This is a genomic window from Haloechinothrix salitolerans (assembly GCF_042662605.1).
Lineage (GTDB): Bacteria > Actinomycetota > Actinomycetes > Mycobacteriales > Pseudonocardiaceae > Haloechinothrix_A > Haloechinothrix_A salitolerans.
Genome location: NZ_JBHSXX010000001.1, coordinates 5693484 through 5713651 on the forward strand (window position 1 = coordinate 5693484; position 20168 = coordinate 5713651).

At 68.9% G+C, this 20168-nt stretch carries 20 protein-coding genes; 9 read left to right on the plus strand and 11 right to left on the minus strand.

From position 1 onward, the window contains the following. The first annotated feature begins 159 nt into the window (after window positions 1–159). Window positions 160–1464, plus strand: coding sequence for a DUF6801 domain-containing protein (locus tag ACFQGD_RS27110; protein ID WP_345393702.1), 1305 nt, complete (start codon window positions 160–162; stop codon window positions 1462–1464). A 290-nt stretch (window positions 1465–1754) separates the two neighbouring features. Here ACFQGD_RS27110 and ACFQGD_RS27115 read toward each other — a convergent pair whose 3' ends face one another. The 3 genes from ACFQGD_RS27115 to ACFQGD_RS27125 all read right to left on the minus strand — a co-directional run bounded on the left by ACFQGD_RS27115 (window position 1755) and on the right by ACFQGD_RS27125 (window position 4686). Then, window positions 1755–2978, minus strand: a complete 1224-nt coding sequence (locus ACFQGD_RS27115; RefSeq protein ID WP_345393705.1) for an HTTM domain-containing protein — start codon at window positions 2976–2978, stop codon at window positions 1755–1757. Then, on the minus strand, window positions 2975–3628 hold the full coding sequence (locus ACFQGD_RS27120) for a DUF5819 family protein (RefSeq protein ID WP_345393708.1): 654 nt from the start codon (window positions 3626–3628) through the stop codon (window positions 2975–2977). The genes ACFQGD_RS27115 and ACFQGD_RS27120 overlap by 4 nt, the downstream gene beginning before the upstream one ends. Before the next feature lie 83 nt (window positions 3629–3711). Next, window positions 3712–4686 (minus strand): hypothetical protein, encoded by a 975-nt coding sequence (locus tag ACFQGD_RS27125; RefSeq protein ID WP_345393711.1) that lies wholly within the window; start codon window positions 4684–4686, stop codon window positions 3712–3714. Window positions 4687–4865: 179 nt separating this feature from the next. On the opposite strand from ACFQGD_RS27125, the gene ACFQGD_RS27130 reads away from it, so the two are divergent. Next, complete coding sequence (locus tag ACFQGD_RS27130; protein WP_345393713.1) at window positions 4866–6140, plus strand: PucR family transcriptional regulator; 1275 nt, start codon at window positions 4866–4868, stop codon at window positions 6138–6140. Window positions 6141–6322: 182 nt separating this feature from the next. Then, the gene (locus ACFQGD_RS27135; protein ID WP_345393716.1) at window positions 6323–7192 is read left to right on the plus strand and encodes a PucR family transcriptional regulator; all 870 of its coding nucleotides are present in this window, start codon (window positions 6323–6325) and stop codon (window positions 7190–7192) included. A 25-nt stretch (window positions 7193–7217) separates the two neighbouring features. On the opposite strand, the gene ACFQGD_RS27140 is transcribed toward ACFQGD_RS27135, so the two are convergent. Beyond that, window positions 7218–8009, minus strand: a complete 792-nt coding sequence (locus ACFQGD_RS27140; protein WP_345393719.1) for an META domain-containing protein — start codon at window positions 8007–8009, stop codon at window positions 7218–7220. A 49-nt stretch (window positions 8010–8058) separates the two neighbouring features. Continuing rightward, window positions 8059–8631, minus strand: a complete 573-nt coding sequence (locus ACFQGD_RS27145) for an HhH-GPD-type base excision DNA repair protein (protein ID WP_345393722.1) — start codon at window positions 8629–8631, stop codon at window positions 8059–8061. A gap of 42 nt (window positions 8632–8673) precedes the next feature. On the opposite strand from ACFQGD_RS27145, the gene ACFQGD_RS27150 reads away from it, so the two are divergent. Then, window positions 8674–9720: a CobW family GTP-binding protein gene (locus tag ACFQGD_RS27150; RefSeq protein ID WP_390183581.1), complete on the plus strand. Its 1047-nt coding sequence runs from the start codon at window positions 8674–8676 to the stop codon at window positions 9718–9720. A 12-nt stretch (window positions 9721–9732) separates the two neighbouring features. Here the strand turns inward: ACFQGD_RS27150 and ACFQGD_RS27155 are convergent, their stop codons facing one another. After that, window positions 9733–9993, minus strand: coding sequence for a hypothetical protein (locus ACFQGD_RS27155; protein WP_345393728.1), 261 nt, complete (start codon window positions 9991–9993; stop codon window positions 9733–9735). Window positions 9994–10177: 184 nt separating this feature from the next. Here ACFQGD_RS27155 and rraA point away from each other — a divergent pair, with 184 nt between their 5' ends. The 5 genes from rraA to ACFQGD_RS27180 all read left to right on the plus strand — a co-directional run bounded on the left by rraA (window position 10178) and on the right by ACFQGD_RS27180 (window position 13216). After that, window positions 10178–10669, plus strand: coding sequence for a ribonuclease E activity regulator RraA (gene rraA / locus ACFQGD_RS27160; RefSeq protein ID WP_345393731.1), 492 nt, complete (start codon window positions 10178–10180; stop codon window positions 10667–10669). A 133-nt stretch (window positions 10670–10802) separates the two neighbouring features. Continuing rightward, on the plus strand, window positions 10803–10979 hold the full coding sequence (locus ACFQGD_RS27165) for a hypothetical protein (protein ID WP_345393734.1): 177 nt from the start codon (window positions 10803–10805) through the stop codon (window positions 10977–10979). 142 nt (window positions 10980–11121) lie between these two features. After that, window positions 11122–11922: a crotonase/enoyl-CoA hydratase family protein gene (locus ACFQGD_RS27170; RefSeq protein WP_345393737.1), complete on the plus strand. Its 801-nt coding sequence runs from the start codon at window positions 11122–11124 to the stop codon at window positions 11920–11922. 152 nt (window positions 11923–12074) lie between these two features. Beyond that, complete coding sequence (locus ACFQGD_RS27175) at window positions 12075–12293, plus strand: hypothetical protein (RefSeq protein ID WP_345393740.1); 219 nt, start codon at window positions 12075–12077, stop codon at window positions 12291–12293. Further along, window positions 12290–13216, plus strand: a complete 927-nt coding sequence (locus ACFQGD_RS27180; protein ID WP_345393742.1) for a hypothetical protein — start codon at window positions 12290–12292, stop codon at window positions 13214–13216. Before ACFQGD_RS27175 ends, ACFQGD_RS27180 begins: the two co-directional genes overlap by 4 nt. Before the next feature lie 29 nt (window positions 13217–13245). Here ACFQGD_RS27180 and hutI read toward each other — a convergent pair whose 3' ends face one another. The 5 genes from hutI to hutH are packed head-to-tail and all read right to left on the minus strand — an operon-like array spanning window position 13246 to window position 20162. Next, a complete protein-coding gene (gene hutI / locus ACFQGD_RS27185; RefSeq protein ID WP_345393745.1) occupies window positions 13246–14430 on the minus strand; it encodes an imidazolonepropionase in 1185 nt (394 codons plus the stop codon). Next, window positions 14427–15740 carry a formimidoylglutamate deiminase gene (locus tag ACFQGD_RS27190; RefSeq protein WP_345393748.1) on the minus strand — a complete coding sequence of 438 codons (1314 nt, stop codon included), beginning with the start codon at window positions 15738–15740 and terminating at the stop codon, window positions 14427–14429. Before ACFQGD_RS27190 ends, hutI begins: the two co-directional genes overlap by 4 nt. After that, window positions 15737–16921, minus strand: coding sequence for an allantoate amidohydrolase (locus ACFQGD_RS27195; protein WP_345393863.1), 1185 nt, complete (start codon window positions 16919–16921; stop codon window positions 15737–15739). Before ACFQGD_RS27195 ends, ACFQGD_RS27190 begins: the two co-directional genes overlap by 4 nt. 35 nt (window positions 16922–16956) lie before the next feature. After that, on the minus strand, window positions 16957–18609 hold the full coding sequence (gene hutU, locus ACFQGD_RS27200) for a urocanate hydratase (RefSeq protein WP_345393751.1): 1653 nt from the start codon (window positions 18607–18609) through the stop codon (window positions 16957–16959). Next, a complete protein-coding gene (hutH, locus tag ACFQGD_RS27205) occupies window positions 18606–20162 on the minus strand; it encodes a histidine ammonia-lyase (RefSeq protein ID WP_345393754.1) in 1557 nt (518 codons plus the stop codon). Before hutH ends, hutU begins: the two co-directional genes overlap by 4 nt. Window positions 20163–20168 lie beyond the last annotated feature (6 nt).

The following is a 20168-nucleotide window of genomic DNA, read 5'->3' on the forward strand; positions in this document are numbered from 1 at the left end:
ACGAGTCTTGTACCCGGCAGTAGCACGCCGTTAGCTTGCTATTCGGAGATAGCTCGAACGGCTATTTCCAGGAACTGCCTTCGACGTTGATAAAACGTGACACATGGCGGGACCAACCTTATTCGACCTTCGACTGAGAAGGAACGGAAGGAAGATTTCGTGAGTAGTAAGAGACGCGCAAAGGCGCTGGCCGCGGGAATCGCCGCGACCGGGTCCGCCGGCCTCGTCGCGGCCACCATGGCCGTCGGCGCGGGCATCAGCTCGGCCGACCCCATCACCAAGACCGTGGAGTACAACTGTCCGTTCCCGCTGATCGGCGAGCAGACGGTCAGCGTCACGATCAACACCGACATGCCGTCCTCGATCGAGGTCGGCGAGCCGACCGGGCAGTTCGACATCGTGTCGACCGCCAACGCGGGCGCGACGGCGACGGAAGGCCTCAACCTCGTCAATGCCGAGACGATCGAAGGCACCGCGTCGATGGAGTCAACCGTGGAGGCGCCCGGCATCACGCTGCCGGTGACGGTCCCCAACGAGATCCCGGTGACGCCAGTGCCGGAGAACGGTAACGACCTGATCATCGAGAACATCACGGGCTCGACGCCGTCGTTGACGTTCGACGAGCCGGGTCAAGCCACGATCTCGCTCGGTGCCATGACGATGACGCTGACCCCGCGCACGGCGGACGGCAGCGAGACCGGCCTCGGCACATTCGAATCGGCCTGCACCGCCGTCGAAGGACAGGACATGGTGCTGCACGAGTTCGAGATCACCGACGGTGGTGGCGCTGACGGCGGGACCGATGGCGGGACCGACACCGGCGGCACCGACACCGGCGGCACCGACGACGGCGGCACCGATGGCGGGACCGACACCGGCGGCACCGACGACGGCGGTGTCGACGGCGGTGTCGACACCGGCGGCACCGATGGTGGCGGCGACGATGGTGGCGGCGACGGACCGATCGATCTCGCCTTCGACCTGAAGGGTGAGTCCCACATTAAGGCCGCGAACGGCACGGTGCCGCTCGACGGCAGCATCGACGTCCTCTTCAACTTGGCGGAGCAGAAGTACACCGCCGACCTGACGCTGAACCCGACGCAGGGCGAGTTCACGATCCTCGGCTTCCTGAACACGACGGCCGACATCGAGTTCGAACAGGTCGGCAAGACCACAGGCACGTTCGACGGCAACACGCTCACCTCGCATTCCGAGGCGTACGTCAAGCTGATGAACGTTTCCGCGTGGGGCTTCCCGATCGGCGGCGGCGAGAACTGCCAGACCGTCGAGCCCGCTGTCTTTGACATGACCGGCGAGGGCTTCGACCCGTTCTCCGGCGGGACGCTGTCCACGGACGACTACACGCTGCCCGCGCTGGAGGGCTGCGGCCACCTCAACGACTGGATCAGCGCGTTCACCGCTGGTTCGGGCAACACGATCACCATGGACCTGACGGCGAAGTAGCCACCAATCCGGTCCTCCCGATGGCCCCCGCCACGTGGCGGGGGCCATCGTTTTGCTTGGTAGCCGACCCAGCCCCACGCGAGTCCCACGCTGTCGTGCCGCGAGTCCCCTACAATCCGCCCACATCCGGTGCCGCGTGTTCCCACATCCAGTGCGGTGAGGTCTCGCGACCGAGTCCCAGTTCGCCACACCGTGCGGTTGATACAGCCTGTCGAGGCGCACTGCTCGGTACTGGTCGCCTGCTGAGTTGCTGAGGAACTCGCGGCACCAGAGTGAGGGACTCGCGGTCGCTAGACGCGGTCGAGAGTTTCCGTGCGGGAATCGTCGTTCGCTGCCGCCGAGTCGTCCGCGTCGATCGCGTCGCCGGACGACGCGGCAGGCGTCTCGGCGCCACGCCGAGCGGCTCGCCCACCGAACCATCCGCCGACTTGCGCTGCCACGCGGCGAAGCAGGGTTGTAGGCAGGAAGATGAGATCCGCCGAGATAATCGCGAGCGAGAAGAACGGCAGGCCGAGCAGGATCGCGATGCCGATGTGCTCCGCGATCAGGCACGCGAGCATGACGTTCTTGATCCCCCGGTGGAACAACGTGAACGGGAACGCGACCTGCACGATCACCGTGCCGTACGTCATCAGCAGGATGGGCAGGCCGTAGGCGGACACCAACTCGGACAGCGCGGGCCACGGCGTGAAGACGTCGACGTGCAGCGGAAAGTAAGCCGCCGTGCCGTCCTGCCAGCGGGTGCCCTGGATCTTGAACCAGCCCGCCGTCGCGTACAGCACGCACACCTGCACGATGATCACCAGCACCGCGCCGTTGTGCACCAGATTCGTCGTCATGCGAAGCACCGCGCGTGGCTCGCCACCGGTGAGGCGGTCCACGAGCCACCACACGGCGTGCGCCACGAGCAGGCCCGCGAAGATCAACAACCAGCCGCCGCCAAGTACACCGAGCGCCCACGCTGTCACCGTCGCGAACGCCGACAGCGACCACAGCAGCACGCCGGTGACATCCCGGGGAGAGCCCCCGGCACGACGTCGGAGCAGCGCATCCAGCGAGAACCGCTCACCGCATCGGACGAAAACCAGGTAGATCGCCATCAGGTGCAGGATGTTGTCGCCGCCGTCGCTGATGAAGCCGTTGCGGTTCTGCACTGACAACACGCCGACCATGAACAATACCGACGCCGTCCGCGTGCGCCAGCCGACCAGCAGCATGAGCGATGCCAGGATCGCGAAGATGTAGCACAGCTCGAACCACCACACGGTGTCCGACCACAGCAGCACGGTGAACGCACCGTTGTCCTCGATCCGCTTGGCGGCGAGGTCAGCGCTCAGCGGCCCCTCCGGTCCGTACAGCTCATGCCGGTTCGGCCACTCCCGCAGCAGGAACCCGAGCCAGGTGCCCGCGACGCCGATGCGCACCACCGCCGTCTGGTACGTGCCGAGCGCACTCCGGGTGATGCGCTCGTAACCCCTGACCAGAGCGGCGTCCCAGCCTTGCTTCTCGCTCATCGCCTGCTGCCCTCGGGGTAGTCGTTCTCGCTGACCGGCCACCACGGCAGCACGGTGTAGGAGACGTCGTCGGGCATGGACCGGTCACTCCACGCGGGCTCCGGTACGTAACGAGTCGCCGACCGGAGCTGCACCTGGGTCATCTCGCCGTCGATGTGATGGCTCATCCGCATGAGCGCCACTCGCTTGAGGTACGCCTCGACGATGAGCCCGGTCATCGACGTCGCCTCGTGGTCGGCGTCGTGGGTGTCGGTGAACGTGCCCCAGCCCTTGCGAAGCTGGTTGCGGGTATGGCTGGGTAGCGGGTGTCCTCGGGTGCCCTCGACGTCGCTGGCGCTGAGGTCGATCCAGTCCGAGGTCACCGTGCCCGCGTCGGTCCTCACCCGCGCACGGGCATGCAGCGATCGATTGACGTGCAGCGGCTCGGGCGCGAACAACTTCCAGTTCTGCAGCAGCTCTGGCGCCATGTAGTCGTAGATCTCGGTGGCGTACTTCTCGCTGACCACATTCGACGGCGCGACGTAGAAGAACACCATGCCCACGTGGATCACGACGGCGGTCGCGATGACCCCCGCGACGGCTGCCACGACCGCGCGGGCGCGGCGCGACAGCCCGGCGTGCTCCCCTGTCGGCTCGGTCTCCGGCTCCATACGCGCTTCTTTCGTCTCGCGCCCGGTCGTGGCGGGTCAATTCTGCCCGCCACGCCGAACGCCCTCGCGCCCACCCGGGTGGGTCAGTCCTCTGCGACGAAGGCGACCATGATCGACATCGCCACCGGATCGGCATGATCGGTGTCGTAATGGCTCACCAGTTCGATGGTGTCGCCTCGGTTGACGCGGCCAAGGTCGTCCCCGCTACAGACACTCATCGACTCGATGTGCCCTCGATAGGACGGGTCGGTGCCGTAGCCCGCCTCGGACTCGCAGAGCGTCTCCCCCGTCGTCCGGTTGAACGCGGTGATCACCTCGCCGCCGTCGTGCAGGTGCCCGCCAGCGGCCTTCAGGGTGCCGTCGATGGTGGACGTCCACTCCCACGTCGTCGTCGACTTGCCCTCGGGCACCGGATGGGTGGAGTCGCCGCAGTTGTTGGCGTCCAGCCAGACCGGCGTCGCCTCTGTCATGCCGCCGGCACGCGCGGACACGTGGGTCATCGTGACGTCGAAGTACACCGTCTGCGCATCGGACTTCATGTTCATCAGCTCGACCAACGTCCAGGTCAGCGGCAGCCAGCCCAGCTTGACGCCGGTGCCTGGCGGCAGTTCGCCGCCAGTACGTTCGTTGCCGGACGCGAACAGCCGCCGCCCCGCGAGGCCGAGCAACTGGTCACCGCAGGTGACGTCGGTGCGGGCGCGGTCGAACAGCACCGCGTGGTGCAGCATCACACCGGTGTCGTAGTTGGCACGGGAGCCGTCGGCGTAGGTCAGGTCAGGCTGGATCGCGGTGATGTAGCAGTTCACGCACGGCGGCACGAGCGGCGCCATCAGCGTGGTGTGGGTGCCCATACCATGCTCACCGCCGCCGTCGCCGGAATGCGGTTTGGCGGTCAGCGGCCCGACCCGCACTGTCGTCGTGGTCGAACCGTCGGCGTTCCGCTCGGACGCGATGATCGTGGCGTCGGGGCTGCCTGGCGCGGCCGACGCGGCGCTCGGGACGGCGACGAGCGTACCGAGCACCAGCAGCGCGACACCCATTCGTGCGAAGATCGACATAGGCACTCCCTCCTCGTCGTGATACCGGAAACTACTCAGCAACCCACCGCCGGTCCAGGCGTGACAACGTTTGGAGGGCGGAACCCGTCATCGGCGACAAAACTTGAGCGGCCATACGTACCGCACCTACGTATTTGTCACGACGTGCGGAGGCCGCGTGATACGACACCGTGATCGCCATGACCAATCTCGTCGCATCTCCTGACATCCCGGCGGCACGCACGGGCGCCGACAACGCCGTACGTGCCGGTGAACACCTGCGCCGGATGCTGCCACGCGAGATGGTGCGAGGCTTCCGGCCACACGCACGCCGCCTGGCGCAGTCGATCATCTCTGGTGTCAGGCAGTCGGTGCCGGAGTACGCCGAGCCGCTCGAAGGGCCGTTCGCCGAGGTGCTGACCGCGGCGGCGCAGTCGGTGATCTTGCGTGGCATCGACGCGATCCTCGAGCCCAAGACGTCGAGCGAGGACTGGACACCGCTGTTTCGCAGCATCGGCACGATCGAGTGCGGCCAGGGCCGTTCCCTGGACGCGCTGCGCGCCGCCTACCGGGTCGCCGCGTCGGTCACGACGCAGTACGTCACCAGGTACGCACGACACTACGGGGTGGCGACCGAGGTGCTGACGTCGTTACGCGCGATCATCGATGCCCAGTGCGAGCGGTTGTGCGGCCTCGCGGCCGAGGGGTACGCCAGTGCCGCGTCGGGGGCGTCCAGTCACGCCGCGCGCAGGCGGGAGCATGTGTTGCACCTGCTGCTCGCCGAACCGGTGCCGGACATCGCCGGGGCCACCGAGGAGGCCCGCGCGCTCGGCCAGCCGCTACCGGACACGCTGGTCGCCGTGGCGCTGCGTCGCCCCGACCGCGCCGAGCCGACCTACGACGACCTTGGTGAGTCGGTGCTCGCTGACCTGCACGGACCTCAGCCGTGCCTGCTGGTGCCCGCCGACGATCCGGTGCTCACCGAGCTGCCCCGGCACCTGCCCGGGTGGGGCGCGGCGATCGGCCCGGCCACGTCACTGACAGACATCCGATCGTCCCTGCACGTCGCACGCCGTGCACTGGACCTCGCCGAACGCGGGCTGCTACCGGCCGAGCCCGTCATCGACTGCGGCGAGCACCGCACCACGCTCATGCTGTTCGCGGACGACCTGCTGATCGACAACCTCATCGAGCGGCGACTGGCCCCGCTCGCGACGCTCACCGAGCGGCAGCAGGAACGAATGCTGGTCACGTTGCAACACTGGCTGGCGGCGCGCGGGCACGCGGGCGAGATCGCGCAACGACTCGACGTCCATCCGCAAACCGTCCGCTATCGCGTGAACAAACTGCAGCAATTGTTTGGCGAACAATTGACCGATCCACAATCCCGTTTCGAACTCGCGTTGGCGACCAAGGTGAGGTTGCTTCGCTCCGCCGCCCTTCCCACACGACCCGAGGAATTTGTCGCGAAGTAACGACCTCGCCATCGACGACTGTTGGGCAACACGAAAAACGACGCCCGGCAGGGTGGATGCGCGTCGCGGCGGCCCGCTCCAGTTGACCGCCCGAACCGGCCTGCTTACCGTCTGGCGAACGAACTCGTCCACCACAACGAGGCTAGAAATCCACCCACTGATGTCACAACGAGGTGGCAGCCATGGCTCGCGAACAGCGATCCACAGAAATTGCGCCGGACCCGGCTGACGACGTTGTCGCGGGTATCGCGACGTCCCCTGCCATAACCGCCCCGACCCGATCCGACGGCGGAATCACCTGGCGGGACATCACCGCCGCCACGGAGGCACAGGCGCGCGCGTCTAGCACGATCGAACGTCGACGGCAGCGGTTGCTCCGACTCTTGCTCACCGAGCAGCCCTCCTCGCGGCAGACGCTCGCCGACCTGGCGCACAGCGCCGACTGGGAGCTGCCGGACATGGTCGCGGTCATCGCCATCGAGTATCGCGAGGATCAGCACCGGTTCCCGGCAAGCGCACTCGGTCACGACGTCCTCGCTGACCTGGAAAGCGCGCGGCCGTGCCTTGTCGTCGCCGACCCCGCTCCGCACCTCGACGTGTTACGCGCCGAGCTGCGGGGGCGTATCGCCGCTGTGGGCCCGCTTGTGCCGCTGACCGAGGCGCACCGGTCCTTCACCGTAGCCCGCCGCGCGCTGGACCTCGTGCGGCGCGGACTGCTGCCGGAGTGCGATGTCACCGACTGCGAGCAGCACCTGTCCACGTTGCTGCTGCATGCCGACGAGTTCCTACTGGACCAACTGATCGAACACGCACTGCGGCCACTCGCGGCGCTGACGGCGACGCGGCGGGACGAGCTGGCGGAGACACTGCTGGCTTACATGGCCAGCACCGGTGGCGTCACCGAGGTGGCCGAGCGGCTCGGCGTCCACCCGCAGACCGTTCGATACCGGTTGGACCAGGCACACGACCTGTTCGGCGCGCGGCTGGCCGACCCGGACGAGCGCCTCATGCTGGAACTCGCGCTGCGTGCCGACCGCGTCGTGCGCGCGTGACCACACACGACGCGCCGCGCCGCCGCTAGTCGCCCGCGACGAAGCGGAGGCCCTTACCAGACTCCGCCGTCAACGTCAGCCGGTTCGCCTCGACCTCCATCCGTGGCGAGCTTTCCAGCACGGTGAGCACGGCCTGCTCGATGCGGTCGTGAGGCTGGCCGCACGCCTTGCGTGTCGTGACGATCCGGCTGAACTCGATCCGGCCGCCGTCGCGCTCGTACCGCGCGGTGAGCTGGTTGCAGCCCGCGTTGCCACGCACCTGGCCGTTCTCGTGGAACACCAGGTGCGCCCGCATGTCTCCGGCCGCGCTGGACGCGGTGGCGCCGTCGATGATCGTGTCGAGCTGCCAGCGGGTTCCCCGCAACGACTTGTCCGGCTCGGCGACCTGCCGCTCCAGTGTGATGGTGGTGTCCTCGCTGGTCAGCGTCAGGGTGTCGCCGTCTCGCTGCCAGCTAGGGCCGCTGGTGAAGAACCGTGCCAACCAGTCGTCCTGCCGCATCAGCGGCTTGGCACAGCCCATCTCGGTGCTTCTCAGATCCTCGACGACAAGCTCGCCCGCGGCAAGCCGCGCGTCACCGAAGAACGAGTTGCAGCCAGCGCTGAACCTCAGTTCCCCCTCGGCGAAAGACAGCCGGATTCTCGTGTCCTTGACCAGCGGTCGTTGCTGCCCAGACTCGGTGACCTCGGTCGAAAGGAACTCCTGACCGACCGGCAGCCGCTCCGGCGGGTCGGCGGGCTCCGCGCCGCCCTGGTTCCCGCAGCCGCCGATCGCGGCGGCCACGGCGGCCAGCAACGTCATGCTCAGTAACGCCCTCATGCTGCCAGGACGGAACGGCGACGCGCGGGGTTGCCTGCCACGGTCCGACTCACCCTTTCTTGGCCGCCTTGGCGGCGCGCTTGAACTCGCGCACCTCGCGCAACGTGTCCTGGTCGACGACGTCGGCGATGGACCGCCGCGCGCCGTCCTCGCCGTAGGCACCGGCCGCCTCCCGCCAACCGTCAGGGTTGACGTCGAGTTGCTTGCCGAGCAGCGCGAGGAAGATCCTCGCTTTCTGGTCGCCGTAGCCGGGCAACGCCTTGAGCCTGCGCAGCACGGTCTTGCCGTCCGGGTCGCCCTCGGTCCACAGCGCGGCGGCATCGCCGTCGTAGTGCTCGACGATGTACTGGCTCAGCGCCTGAATGCGCTTGGCCATCGAACCGGGGAAACGGTGCACGGCAGGCGTCCGCGCGCACAGCGCGGCGAACTCCTCAGGGTCGGCCTCGGCGATGGACCGTGCGTCGAACCGGCCCAACCGGTCCTCGATCTTCTTCGGACCGGTGAAGGCGACTTCCATGGCTACCTGCTGATCCAAAAGCATGCCTATGAGCAAGGCCAACGGGTCGCGAGACAGCAGCTCGTCCGCTTCGGGGTCTTGGGTCAAGGTCAGCGTGGGGCTCATGCCTCGAGCATCTCACGATCGGCGTGGCCTGCCGCTCGCACGATGCGGTGGCGCGGTAGGTTCGGCGCCGTGCCAACACCCGTCGTGATCGTCACCGGCTTCCTCGGCTCCGGCAAGACAACGCTGCTCAACCACCTGCTGCACAACGACGACGGTGTCCGCATCGGCGTCATCGTCAACGACTTCGGCAGCGTCAACATCGACGCGATGCTGGTCGCGGGCCAGGTGGACGCCATGGTCTCGCTGGACAACGGCTGCCTGTGTTGCGCGGTCGACGCCAGCGGCATGGACGCGATGCTGACGAAGCTCACGCAGCCGGACAGCGACATCGATGTCGTCGTCATCGAGGCGAGCGGGCTGGCGGAGCCACGGGATCTGCTACGACTGGTACTGGCAAGCGAGGAGGCCGACATCTCCCCTGGCGGGCTCGTCGAGGTCGTCGACGCGGCGGAGTTCGAAGCCACCCGCGCGGAGTTCCCCCAGCTCGACCAGCACCTCGCGGTGGCGGACCTTGTCGTGTTGAACAAGATCGACCGCGTCGATGACGCCGCGCGCGACCGGTTGATAGACACGGTCCGTGGGCTCAGCGACGGCGCGCCGGTGGTACCGACGGCACACGGCCGGATCGACCCTCGGCTGCTGTTCGACCCACCCGAGCATCCCCGCCCTGACGACGGCCAGCTCAGCTTCGACGAGCTGTTGCGCGAGGATCTCGGTACGGACTGCGCGGATCACCTGCACGCGGCGTTCGAAAGCGTGGAGTTCCGCACCGATGAGCCGCTCGATCCCCGACAGCTGATGGGGCTGCTGTCCGACCCGCCAGCGGGCGTGTACCGGGTGAAGGGCTGCGTGCACTTCGGCGTCCCAGGTCATGGTCAGAAGTTCTGGATCCATGTCGTTGGTGGTTTCATCCAGGTCAGCCGCGACGACTGGCGACGCGACGAGCAGCCGCGCACCGAACTCGTCGTCATCGGCGCATCGGTCGACGCGTCCGAGGTGCTGGCACGGCTCCGGGCCTGCGAGGTCGGCGGATCCTGCGCACTCGACGAGCAGAGCATGCTCGGCGTGCTCCGCTATGTGGACGCGTGAGCGGTGCGGACGTCATGCCGCGGACGGCAACCAGTCCGCCAGCAACCGCATGCCAGGCGGGGTCAGTTCGAGCAGTGACCACGGGCGGTCGCCCGTAACGCGAGCGCGGAGGTAGCCGCCATACTGGAGGTCCGCCAGCGCGTCGACTATCCGCGCGGGCACCGGCGCGCCGTACCGCCGCAACTCGCCGGTCACGACGTCCATGCTGACGTCGCCGCGCGCGACCTCACGCAATGCGAGAAACAGGTAATGATCGAACAACGGTTGGTTCATCACACACCACCTCGGGGAGCCTGTGACCAGCCTGAACGACGTCGGCGGCCCGCGAAGCCGGAGTTCTACGTATCCGCGCACGTAAGTAGCGACAGCTTGGGCGGCGTCACAGTCACGGCGAGCCGTCACCCACCGCCTGGTTACAGTGAGACCGCCCGAAGCCCGGATCGCGTGAGGAGCACCTGTGACCGAGTCGTTCAGTACCGCCGATCTCGTTGACGAGCACGGCCCGTCGCTGCGGGTGTGCGACACCCAGTTCCGCCAATTCGGCAAGCTCACCGCGTTCACCGGTCGGGTGCGCACGGTTCAGTGCTACCAGGACAACGGCCTCGTCAAGCAACTGCTGAACAGCCATGGCGATGGCTGCGTGCTCGTCGTGGACGGCGGCGGCTCACTGCACACCGCGCTCACCGGTGACCTGATCGCCAAGGCGGCCGTGGACAACGGCTGGGCGGGGCTGGTGCTCAACGGCGCGGTGCGCGACAGCGCCACGCTCGCGACGCTGCCGATCGGCATCAAGGCGCTCGGCACGAACCCACGCAAGAGCGCGAAGGACGCCGAGGGCGTCGTCGACGAACCGGTCAGCTTCGGCGGGGTCACGTTCCACCCCGGCGACGTGCTCTATTCGGATGAGGACGGCGTTGTCCTGCTGCCTGGCACTGCTTCCTCCGAGTGATCACGTCAGCACGATTGGTTGATACGCAATTGTGAGGTGTAACACCACGCTTGGCTGCATGACATAACGGGTAGACGGTATTTGTCAGCGGACCACCGGGGAAACAGCCGAGAAGGACGCGCGGAGAGCACCCATGAGCACTACCCACGAGCAGCCAACCGCACACCACGCCGACACCACGATCCCGCCCGCGCCACGCTCGTCGCGTCGCGACGAGTACCGCCCGGCGGAGCCGGGCGTTCCTTTTGGGATTCCAACGCCGCGCGACGACGAGGATTTCGAGCCCACCATCATCCGGGGCCGGGAGTAGCGCGGCGCCGTGTCCCTCGCCCACGACGTCGTGTCCCTCATTCCCGACGTCGTGTTCCTCACTCCACGCCGCCGCATGCCTTGATCACGGCGACCGCTGACGTACCGTTGGCGTGATCGTGTCCCGAGACCTGTGAGGACCCATGAGCGAGCGCGTCAGCACCGTGATCCGTGGCTCCATCGCCTATGTGACGATGACCAGGGGCGACAAGTACAACGGCCTCGACCTAGAGATGTTCGACGCGCTGGTGGCGGCGGCCAAGGGGATCAAACGCAACCGCGACGTCCGCGTCGTGATCTTGCAGGGCGAGGGCCCCGCGTTCTGCTCCGGGCTGGACTTCGGTTCCGCGGGCAAGCACCCAGTCAAGTTCGCTCTCAATTTCCTGCGCGTCCCCGGCCGCAAAACCAACCTCTACCAAGAGGTGTGCTGGGCCTGGCGGGAGCTGCCCGTGCCGGTGATCGCCGTGGTCCACGGCCGGTGCTACGGCGGCGGGTTGCAGCTGGCGCTTGGCGCCGACTTCCGATTCACCACTCCGGACTGCGAATTCTCGATCATGGAGGCCCGCTGGGGCCTCATCCCCGACATGACCGGTTCAGTCACGCTCCGCGAACTCGTCGGCATGGACGTCGCCATGCGCCTCACCATGACGGGTGAAACTTTCAGCGGCGAGCGCGCCGCCGAACTCGGGCTGGTGACCGAGGTCGGCGACGACCCGCTCAAGGCGGCGGAGGAGTTCGCCGAGGAACTGGCCGCCCGCTCACCTGACGCGATCGCCGCGACGAAGGCGCTGTTCCAGCGCACCCGCCACCTCTCACCGCGCGCCGCGTTCCGCGTCGAAAGTCGCTGGCAACGCAGGCTCTTGCGCGGCGAGAACCACAAGATCGCCCGTGCGGCGGGCAAGGCGAAAGAAGTCCCGCGGTACGTGCGCCGGACGGTTCGGTAGCACTCAGCGACGCCCAGCGAACGGCATCGTACGCCCGATCGGGCGAGCACCTCCTAATCGCGAGCCGACGTCAGTTCGGTCTCACTGGTTGCCGTCTCGCGAACGTTCGCTCACTATTCGACCAAGACGATGATCGGGGAAGGTGGAACACGATGAGTAACGACGCACGGCGAACGCTGACCGAGCGCGTGACCGGAGACCTTCCCGAGGGAATAGCCGCGCTCGGCGACACGGAGCGGCAGTTCCTCGCCAACGCGATTGGCGACGCGAAGCGGGCGCAGCGCGCGGAACTGGCCGCCGCGGCCGAGGAGAGTCTCGGCTACGTGCCCAAACTGCTACGCGGCCCCGTCCGCAAGGCGGTGGGCCTGTGACCACCGACGCACGACCGGAGGTCCAGCGCATCGCGCGGCTACTACGCGTGCGCCCGGACCAACTCGGCTTCCTCGACGACGTCGATGACGCCGACCTGATCGCGTTCCGTGGTCAGCTCACGAGCACGCTGTTCGACGCCAACGCGGGCGTGCTCACCCGGCTAGGTTCCGCCGCGAAGCTGCTGCCATCGCCGGTGCTCGCGAAGATCGCGGAGCGGGTTTTCGGGCCATTGCTGTGCGCTCGCGTGGCTGGCGCGATGGACCCCTCGAAGGCGAGCGAGGTCGCGGCGCGCCTGCCGGTCAACTTCCTCACCGACGTCGCCGTCGAGCTGGACCCGCGCCAGGTCGAGCAGGTCGTCCGCGCCCTGCCGAACGACATGATCGTCGACGTCGCCCGCGTGCTGGGTCAACGCGAGGACTGGATCACGCTCGGCCAGTTCGTCGGGTTCCTCGGCGCGGACCACCTCACAGCTGCCGTCGACGCGCTCGACGACACGCAACTGCTGCGGACCGCGTACACCGTTGACGACGTGTCCGCCATCCCCGGCGTGGTCGACGTCGTCGGCACCGAGCGGCTGACCGCACTGTTCACCACCGCCGCGCGCGAGGACCTGTTCGACGCCCTGCTGCGGCTGGCCACCCACCTGCGGGACGACCAGATCGACTCGCTCGCCGACGCGATCATGGCTGCCGAACGCGGCACGCTCGGCCGACTCGTTACCGCTGCGGCAACGTGCAGACACTGGGACGCGCTGTTACCGATCGCCGCCAGCCTGCCCGCCGACGCCAAGGCGGGCATCGCGGAATCCGTCGGGGACCTCTCGCCCGAAGTACGCGCGGACATCATGGCGCAGGCGACGTCGCTGGGCGTGTACGACGACCTCGGCCCGATCGCGGACGCCCTGGCTGAGCGCGCGGCGTAAACGCGGTCGCCACGAGCGGAACCGGGGACTCAGTACTCCCGCGCTCCGTTGCGCCACACCGCGCATGTCAGCGGCACCCCGGGCCGGTACGCCAGATGCGTAACCGACGGCGCGTCGAGCACATGCAGGTCAGCACGGGCGCCGGGCCGGATCACACCGACCGCGCCGTCACCGGCGTCCGCGCGCAGCGCCTTCGCTCCGCCACGCGTCGCGGCCCACACCGCCTCGTCTACCGACAGCCCCTGCTGCAGGACGGCGGTAGCCACGCAGAAGGCCATCGACGTCGTGTACGAGCTGCCGGGGTTGGCGTTGCTCGCTAGGGCGACCACCGCGCCCGCATCGAGCAGCCTGCGCGCTGGCGCCAGCGGTTGCCGGGTGGACAGGTCGCACGCGGGCAGCAGAGTGGCCACGGTGCCATCGGACCCGCCATCGCCGTCCCAGCTCCCGGCGAGCGCGTCGACGTCGTTGTCGCTCAGATACGTGCAATGGTCGACGCTGGCCGCACCAAGACGCACGGCCAGCTCAACGCCCGGCCCCTCGCACAGCTGGTTGCCGTGCACCCGCAGCCCGAGCCCGCGCTCAGCCGCCGCGCGCAACACCCGCTCCGACTGCGCCGCGTCGAACGCACCCTTCTCACAGAAGACGTCGACCCAGCGCACCATTGGTGCGACGGCGGCGAGCATCGGCCCGGCCACGAGATCGAGGTAGTCCTCGGCATCAGCACCGGGCGGCACGATGTGCGCGCCGAGGAATGTCACCTCTTCGACGTACTTCGCGGCGATCCGCGCGCAGCGGGCCTCGTCGTCGACGGTGAGACCGTAGCCGGTCTTGGTCTCCAAGTACGTCGTGCCCTGCGAGACCGCCTCACGAACCAGCCCGCGCACCGTCGCCGTCAGATCCGCGTCCGCCGCGGCCCGCGTGGCGTCAACCGTGTGGGCGATACCGCCCGCCGAATACGCCTGCCCAGCCATCCGCGCCTCGAACTCGGCGGTGCGGTCACCAGCGAAGACCAGGTGGGTATGCGAGTCGACCCAACCGGGCAGGGCCGCGCGTCCGCCGACGTCGACCCGCGCGTCAGTCGGCGCGGCACGGGCAGCCGGGCCCACCCAGACGACCCTCTCACCCTCGATGACCACGGCCGCGTCGTGCAACCTGCCCAGTTCGTCGTCGTTGGTGGTGAGTTCGCCGATTCCGGTGATGAGGGTCGCCGTCACCGCAGCAGCTCCTTGACCTCGGCGGCGAGCTCCGATGACGGGTTCGCCGCGTGCTTGTGCCTCCCGTCGCGCACCAGCCAGCGCCCAGCAACCATGACATCACGAACGTCACTCGCGAAAGCGCTTAACGCTATCCCGGCGGGCTCGCTGCCCGCGGTACGCGGCGTGTCGGTGGCGACGCGCACCAAATCCGCCTGCGCGCCGGGCGCGATGCTGCCGACGTCGTCCCAGCCAAGCGCGCTGTGGCGGGTGCCAGCCGAGAGCAGTTCGGCTGGGGAGAACACGCCACGCCGCTGGGTGGCGAGCCGTTCATGCATCTCGACGCCACGCATTTCCTCGAACGGGTCAACGACGGCGTGCGAATCGGTGCCGATGCTCAGCGAGACCCCGGCGTTGGCGAGCCTGCGACCTGGTCCGATGCCGTCACCGAGGTCGCGTTCCGTGGTGGGGCACAGGCAGACGCCCGCGCCTGACGCGCCGAGCAACCCAACGTCATCTCCACTCGGATGAGTCACATGCACACCGACGAAGTCTGACGTCACCGCGCCCGCGTCGGCCAGCAGTTGGGTGGGGGTGCGGCGATGCACCGCGAGGCAGTCGTCGTTCTCGCTGATCTGCTCGGACACGTGGGCGTGCAGCGGCGCACCGTTGGCCTGCGCCCACGCCACCGGCACGGCGAGCTGCGCTGCGGGAACCGCTCGCACCGAGTGAATGGCGGCACCGACGCGTACCAGGGGTGACTCCGCACGGAACGCGTCGAGCCGCTCAGCCCATGCGTCGGCGTCGCCGTCGCTGTAGCGCTGTTGGACGCCCTGCGGCGGCGCACCGTCGACAGCGGACGCGAGGTAGCAGGTGTCCAGCAAGGTAAGCCGGATACCCGCGTCGCCCGCCGCCGCGACCAGCGAGTGCGACATGGCGTTCGGGTCCGAGTAGGGCGTCCCGCCTGACCCGTGGTGGAGGTAGTGGAACTCACCCACGCTGGTGAACCCAGCGAGCACCATCTCGGTGAATACCAGCCGCGCCAGCCGGTAGTACGACACGGGGTCCAGCCGATGCGCCACCGCGTACATCCGCTCCCGCCAGGTGAAGAACGTCCCGCCGCCGGAGTGAGTACGGCCCCGCAACGCCCGGTGGAAAGCATGCGAATGCGCGTTGGCGAAGCCCGGCGTGACGAGTCCACTCAAGACGGTGCCACTACGAGGCGTGCCCGGCACGACGCCGGTAATGCGGTCGCCGTCGACGGTGACGGCGACAGCGTCGGCTGGGCCGTCCGGAAGGAGGGCATGCTCGCACCAGTACGTGGTGGTCATAGGGAAACCTCCCGGAGCACCTCGGCCAGTGCGTCAACGCCTGCCTCGCAGTCGTCGTCCTCCGCATGTTCCGCCGGGGAGTGTGAGATGCCCGTGGGGTTGCGGACGTAGAGCATCGCGGTGGGCACGTGCGCCGCGAGTACGCCCGCGTCATGGCCAGCGCCGGTCGGCAACAGCGGTGGCTCGTTCAACATCGTGCGCAGCCGGTCACGTAGCCGCGCGTCGAACGACACCGGACCCGACCAGGACTCCTCGGTGACCTCGACGTGGCACCCCTCGTCGTTCGCCGCGGCTCGCGCCGCGTCGGTGATCGCGGTAACGGCCTCCCTCGTGGCCTCGGTGGCGGTGGCGCGGCTGTCCAACCACAGGTCCACCCGCGCGGGGATCACGTTGGTACCGCCGGGCACGGGCACCAGCTTGCCGACCGTGGCGCGGGTGTCGCGGGGGCCGTGACCCGCCGCCGCCCGCGCGGCGAGCACCGTGCGGGCGGCGGGAATCATCGGGTCGTTGCGGTCGGCGACGGCGGCGGTCCCCGCGTGATCACCCCGTCCGGTGAAGCTGAGCCGCCAACGCCCGTGCGGGTCGATCCCGGTGCCCACCGCGATAGGCGAGCCCGCGTCGATCAGCCCCCTGCCCTGCTCGACGTGCAGCTCGACGAACGTCCCGATACGCGACAACGCAACGTCGTCCTTCCCGAAACGGCCCGGGTCGAAACCTGCCTTCGTGGCGGCGTCGGCGAACGTCGTGCCGTCGGTGTCGGTCAGCGTGAGAGCGCGTTCGGGCGAGATCGCGCCGGTGAGCAGCCGTGAGCCGAGGCACGGCACGCCGAACCGGCCACCCTCCTCCTCGGCGAAGGCGACGACGGCGATCGACTTGCGCGGCTGGCAGCCTTCGCCGCGCAGCCGACGCACCGCCGCGAGCGCGGACGCGACACCGAGCGGACCGTCGAACGCGCCACCACCAGGTACGGAGTCCAGGTGACTGCCGGTGACGACCGCGCCGTCCGCGGGGGCGCCCCACCACGCCCAGATGTTGCCGTTGCGGTCGACGTCGACGTCCAGCCCGATGCGCTCGGCCGACGTCGTGAACCACTCCCGCAGTTCACGCTCGGCCGGATCGAAGACGTGGCGCGAGTAGCCACCTCGGGTGCGGTCCGCGCCGATGGCCGCGATCTCGGCCATGCGCTGAACGACGCTTTCACCGCGTCCAGCGCCGGTCACGGCCGCGTCCCTCGCGGAATGTGGACCCCGCGCTCGTCGGCGACCCGGCAAGCCTCGTCGTAGCCCGCGTCGACGTGGCGGATGACGCCCATCGCGGGGTCGTTGGTCAGGACCCGCTCCAGCTTCCTCGCCGCCAGCTCGGTGCCGTCCGCGACGCACACCTGTCCGGCGTGGATCGAGCGCCCCATACCGACGCCGCCGCCGTGGTGGATCGACACCCAGCTCGCTCCGGACGCCGTGTTGACCAGCGCGTTAAGCAGCGGCCAGTCCGCGATCGCGTCGGAGCCATCTGCCATCGCCTCGGTCTCCCGGTACGGCGACGCCACCGACCCGCAGTCCAGGTGGTCGCGGCCGATGACGACCGGCGCGGACAGCTCACCGTTGGCGACCATTTCGTTGAACCGCAGTCCGGCGAGGTGCCGCTCGCCGTAACCGAGCCAGCAGATCCTCGAAGGCAAGCCCTGGTACGCCACCCGCTCGCCCGCCATGCGGATCCAACGCGCCAACGGCTCGTTGTCACCGAACAGCTCGAGCACCGCGCGGTCGGTCGCCGCGATGTCGGCCGGGTCGCCGGACAGCGCGGCCCACCGGAACGGCCCCTTGCCCTCGCAGAACAGCGGTCGGATGTAGGCGGGCACGAAGCCCGGGTAGTCGAACGCCCGATCATAGCCGCCGAGCTGCGCCTCGCCGCGCAACGAGTTGCCGTAGTCGAAGACCTCCGCGCCCCCGTCCAGGAAGCCGACCATCGCCTCGACGTGCGCGGCCATCGACTCGCGTGCGCGTTCGGTGAACTCCTCCGGTTTCGCGGCCGCGTAGTCGTGCCAATCCTCGACCGAGACGCCGCGCGGCAGGTACGACAGCGGGTCGTGCGCCGACGTCTGGTCGGTGACGATGTCGACGTCAACGCCCCGGCGCAACAGCTCGGGCAAGACGTCCGCGGCGTTGCCGACCAGCCCGACGGACAGCGGCGTCCGATCCCGTTTGGCGTCGGTGACCCGGTTGATCGCGTCATCGATGTCGCTGGCGACCACGTCGAGGTAGCGCGTCTCCACGCGGCGCGTGGCCCTGGCGGCGTCGCACTCGATCACCAGGGCGACACCGTCGTTCATGGTGACCGCGAGCGGCTGCGCGCCGCCCATTCCGCCAAGTCCGGCGGTGACAGTGAGCGTGCCCGCCAACGAGCCGCTGAAGCGCCTCTCCGCTACGGCCGCGAACGTCTCGTACGTGCCCTGCAGAATGCCCTGGGTGCCGATGTAGATCCAGGAGCCCGCCGTCATCTGGCCGTACATCGTCAGCCCGAGCGCGTCGAGCCGCCGAAACTCCGGCCACGTCGCCCAGTCCGGTACCAGGTTCGAGTTCGCGAGCAACACGCGCGGCGCCCACTCGTGCGTGCGCAGCACGCCCACCGGCTTGCCGGACTGCACCAAGAGCGTCTCGTCGACGTCGAGTGTGCTGAGCTCCCTGGTCAGCGCGTCGAAGCTGGCCCAGTTGCGGGCGGCCTTGCCCGTACCGCCGTAGACGACGAGGTCTTCGGGCCGCTCGGCGACCTCGGGGTCGAGGTTGTTGTGCAGCATCCGCAACGCCGCTTCGGACTGCCAGTTGCGTGCGGTGAGGGTGCTGCCTCGCGCCGCTCGGATTGTCCTGGTCATCGGGTTCCCTCCTGCGTGTCCGTCGTTGCCTGCCGCACCAGCTCCGACAGCGCTGGCGAGCGGACGAGGTCTTCGGCTTCGGCGATTTCCGGGGCGAGGTGGCGGTCGGGGCCTGGGCCTGGCACCCGCTCCCGGAGCAGCGCCACCGCGCGGGCGGTCGCGGGCGCAGGGGTGAGCGGGTCGCGCAGGTCCAGCGCCCGTGCCGCCGTCAGGTACTCCACGGCGAGCACCGTGGTCAGGCCGTCGACCGCACGGCGCAGCTTGCGCGCGGCGGACCAGCCCATCGACACGTGGTCCTCCTGCATCGCGGAGCTGGGAATGGAGTCGACCGACGCGGGATTGGCGAGTCGTTTCAGCTCCGAGACGATCCCGGCCTGGGTGTACTGCGCGATCATGTGGCCCGAGTCGACACCCGGGTCGTCGGCCAGGAACGGTGGCAGCCCGTGTGAGCGGGCGACGTCGAGCAGCCTGTCAGTGCGACGCTCGGCCATGCTCGCGACGTCAGCCAGTGGGATGGCGAGGAAGTCCAGCACGTACGCGATCGGCGCGCCGTGGAAGTTCCCGTTGGACTCCACCCTGCCGTCGGCGAGCACCACCGGATTGTCGATGGCCGACGCCAGCTCGCGCTTCGCGACCGTGCGGGCGTAGTTGAGGGTGTCGCGGGCGGCGCCGTGCACTTGCGGCGCGCAGCGCAGGGAATAGGCGTCCTGCACCCTCGGGCAGTCGGGTCCTCGGTGGCTCGCCACGATCTCCGAGCCAGCGAGCAGTGCGAACAGGTTCGCCGCCGACGTCGCCTGGCCGGGGTGGGGCCGCAGCGCCTGGAGGTCGGCCGCGAACACGCGGTCGGTGCCGAGCGTCGCCTCCACGCTCATCGCCGCCGTCAGGTCCGCCACGTCGAGGAGCCGGGAGAGATCGGTGATGGCCAGTGCGAGCATGCCGAGCATGCCGTCGGTGCCGTTGGTGAGCGCGAGCCCTTCCTTCTCGGCGAGCGCGATCGGCTCGATCCCAGCGGTCGCCAACGCGTCGGCGGCTGGTTGGACGTCGCCGGTCGGGCCGTAGACGTCGCCCTCCCCCATCAGCGCGAGCGCTACGGCCGCGAGCGGCGCGAGGTCACCTGAACAGCCGAGCGAGCCGTACTCCGGCACCACGGGAACGATGCCCGCGTTGAGTAGCGCCGCGAGCGACCGTGCGGTGTTTGGCCGCGCGCCGGTATGCCCGGAGGCGAGAGTACGTAGCCGCAGCAGCATCAGAGCGCGCACGACCTCGCGCTCAACGGGGTCACCGGCGCCAGCGGCGTGCGAGCGGATCAGCGACCGCTGCAGCCGGGCGCGGTTGTCCGGCGGAATGTGCCGCACCGCGAGCGCGCCGAAGCCGGTTGAAACCCCGTAGGCGGGTTTTGGGTCGGCCGCGAGCGCGTCGACATGGCCGCGCGCCGTCTCGATGCGGGTGATCGCGTCGTCGGTGAGCGCGACTTGGGCATTGTCCCGGGCAACGCGGACGACCTGCTCGATGGTCAGCGGGCCGGGTCCGATCAGCAAGGTGTCGCTGTGCATGACGCC

Excerpts from the sequence above, each read along its gene's own strand:
- ACFQGD_RS27135 (WP_345393716.1), top strand. The coding sequence starts at position 6,323 with ATGGCTCGCGAACAGCGATCCACAGAAATTGCGCCGGACCCGGCTGAC.
- ACFQGD_RS27170 (WP_345393737.1), top strand. The coding sequence starts at position 11,122 with ATGAGCGAGCGCGTCAGCACCGTGATCCGTGGCTCCATCGCCTATGTG.
- ACFQGD_RS27130 (WP_345393713.1), top strand. The coding sequence starts at position 4,866 with ATGACCAATCTCGTCGCATCTCCTGACATCCCGGCGGCACGCACGGGC.
- ACFQGD_RS27190 (WP_345393748.1), bottom strand. The coding sequence starts at position 15,740 with ATGACCACCACGTACTGGTGCGAGCATGCCCTCCTTCCGGACGGCCCA.
- ACFQGD_RS27145 (WP_345393722.1), bottom strand. The coding sequence starts at position 8,631 with ATGAGCCCCACGCTGACCTTGACCCAAGACCCCGAAGCGGACGAGCTG.
- ACFQGD_RS27150 (WP_390183581.1), top strand. The coding sequence starts at position 8,674 with ATGCGGTGGCGCGGTAGGTTCGGCGCCGTGCCAACACCCGTCGTGATC.
- ACFQGD_RS27120 (WP_345393708.1), bottom strand. The coding sequence starts at position 3,628 with ATGGAGCCGGAGACCGAGCCGACAGGGGAGCACGCCGGGCTGTCGCGC.
- ACFQGD_RS27125 (WP_345393711.1), bottom strand. The coding sequence starts at position 4,686 with ATGTCGATCTTCGCACGAATGGGTGTCGCGCTGCTGGTGCTCGGTACG.
- ACFQGD_RS27155 (WP_345393728.1), bottom strand. The coding sequence starts at position 9,993 with ATGAACCAACCGTTGTTCGATCATTACCTGTTTCTCGCATTGCGTGAG.
- hutU (WP_345393751.1), bottom strand. The coding sequence starts at position 18,609 with ATGACCAGGACAATCCGAGCGGCGCGAGGCAGCACCCTCACCGCACGC.
- ACFQGD_RS27195 (WP_345393863.1), bottom strand. The coding sequence starts at position 16,921 with ATGGCCGAGATCGCGGCCATCGGCGCGGACCGCACCCGAGGTGGCTAC.
- ACFQGD_RS27140 (WP_345393719.1), bottom strand. The coding sequence starts at position 8,009 with ATGAGGGCGTTACTGAGCATGACGTTGCTGGCCGCCGTGGCCGCCGCG.
- ACFQGD_RS27175 (WP_345393740.1), top strand. The coding sequence starts at position 12,075 with ATGAGTAACGACGCACGGCGAACGCTGACCGAGCGCGTGACCGGAGAC.
- hutH (WP_345393754.1), bottom strand. The coding sequence starts at position 20,162 with ATGCACAGCGACACCTTGCTGATCGGACCCGGCCCGCTGACCATCGAG.
- ACFQGD_RS27165 (WP_345393734.1), top strand. The coding sequence starts at position 10,803 with ATGAGCACTACCCACGAGCAGCCAACCGCACACCACGCCGACACCACG.
- ACFQGD_RS27115 (WP_345393705.1), bottom strand. The coding sequence starts at position 2,978 with ATGAGCGAGAAGCAAGGCTGGGACGCCGCTCTGGTCAGGGGTTACGAG.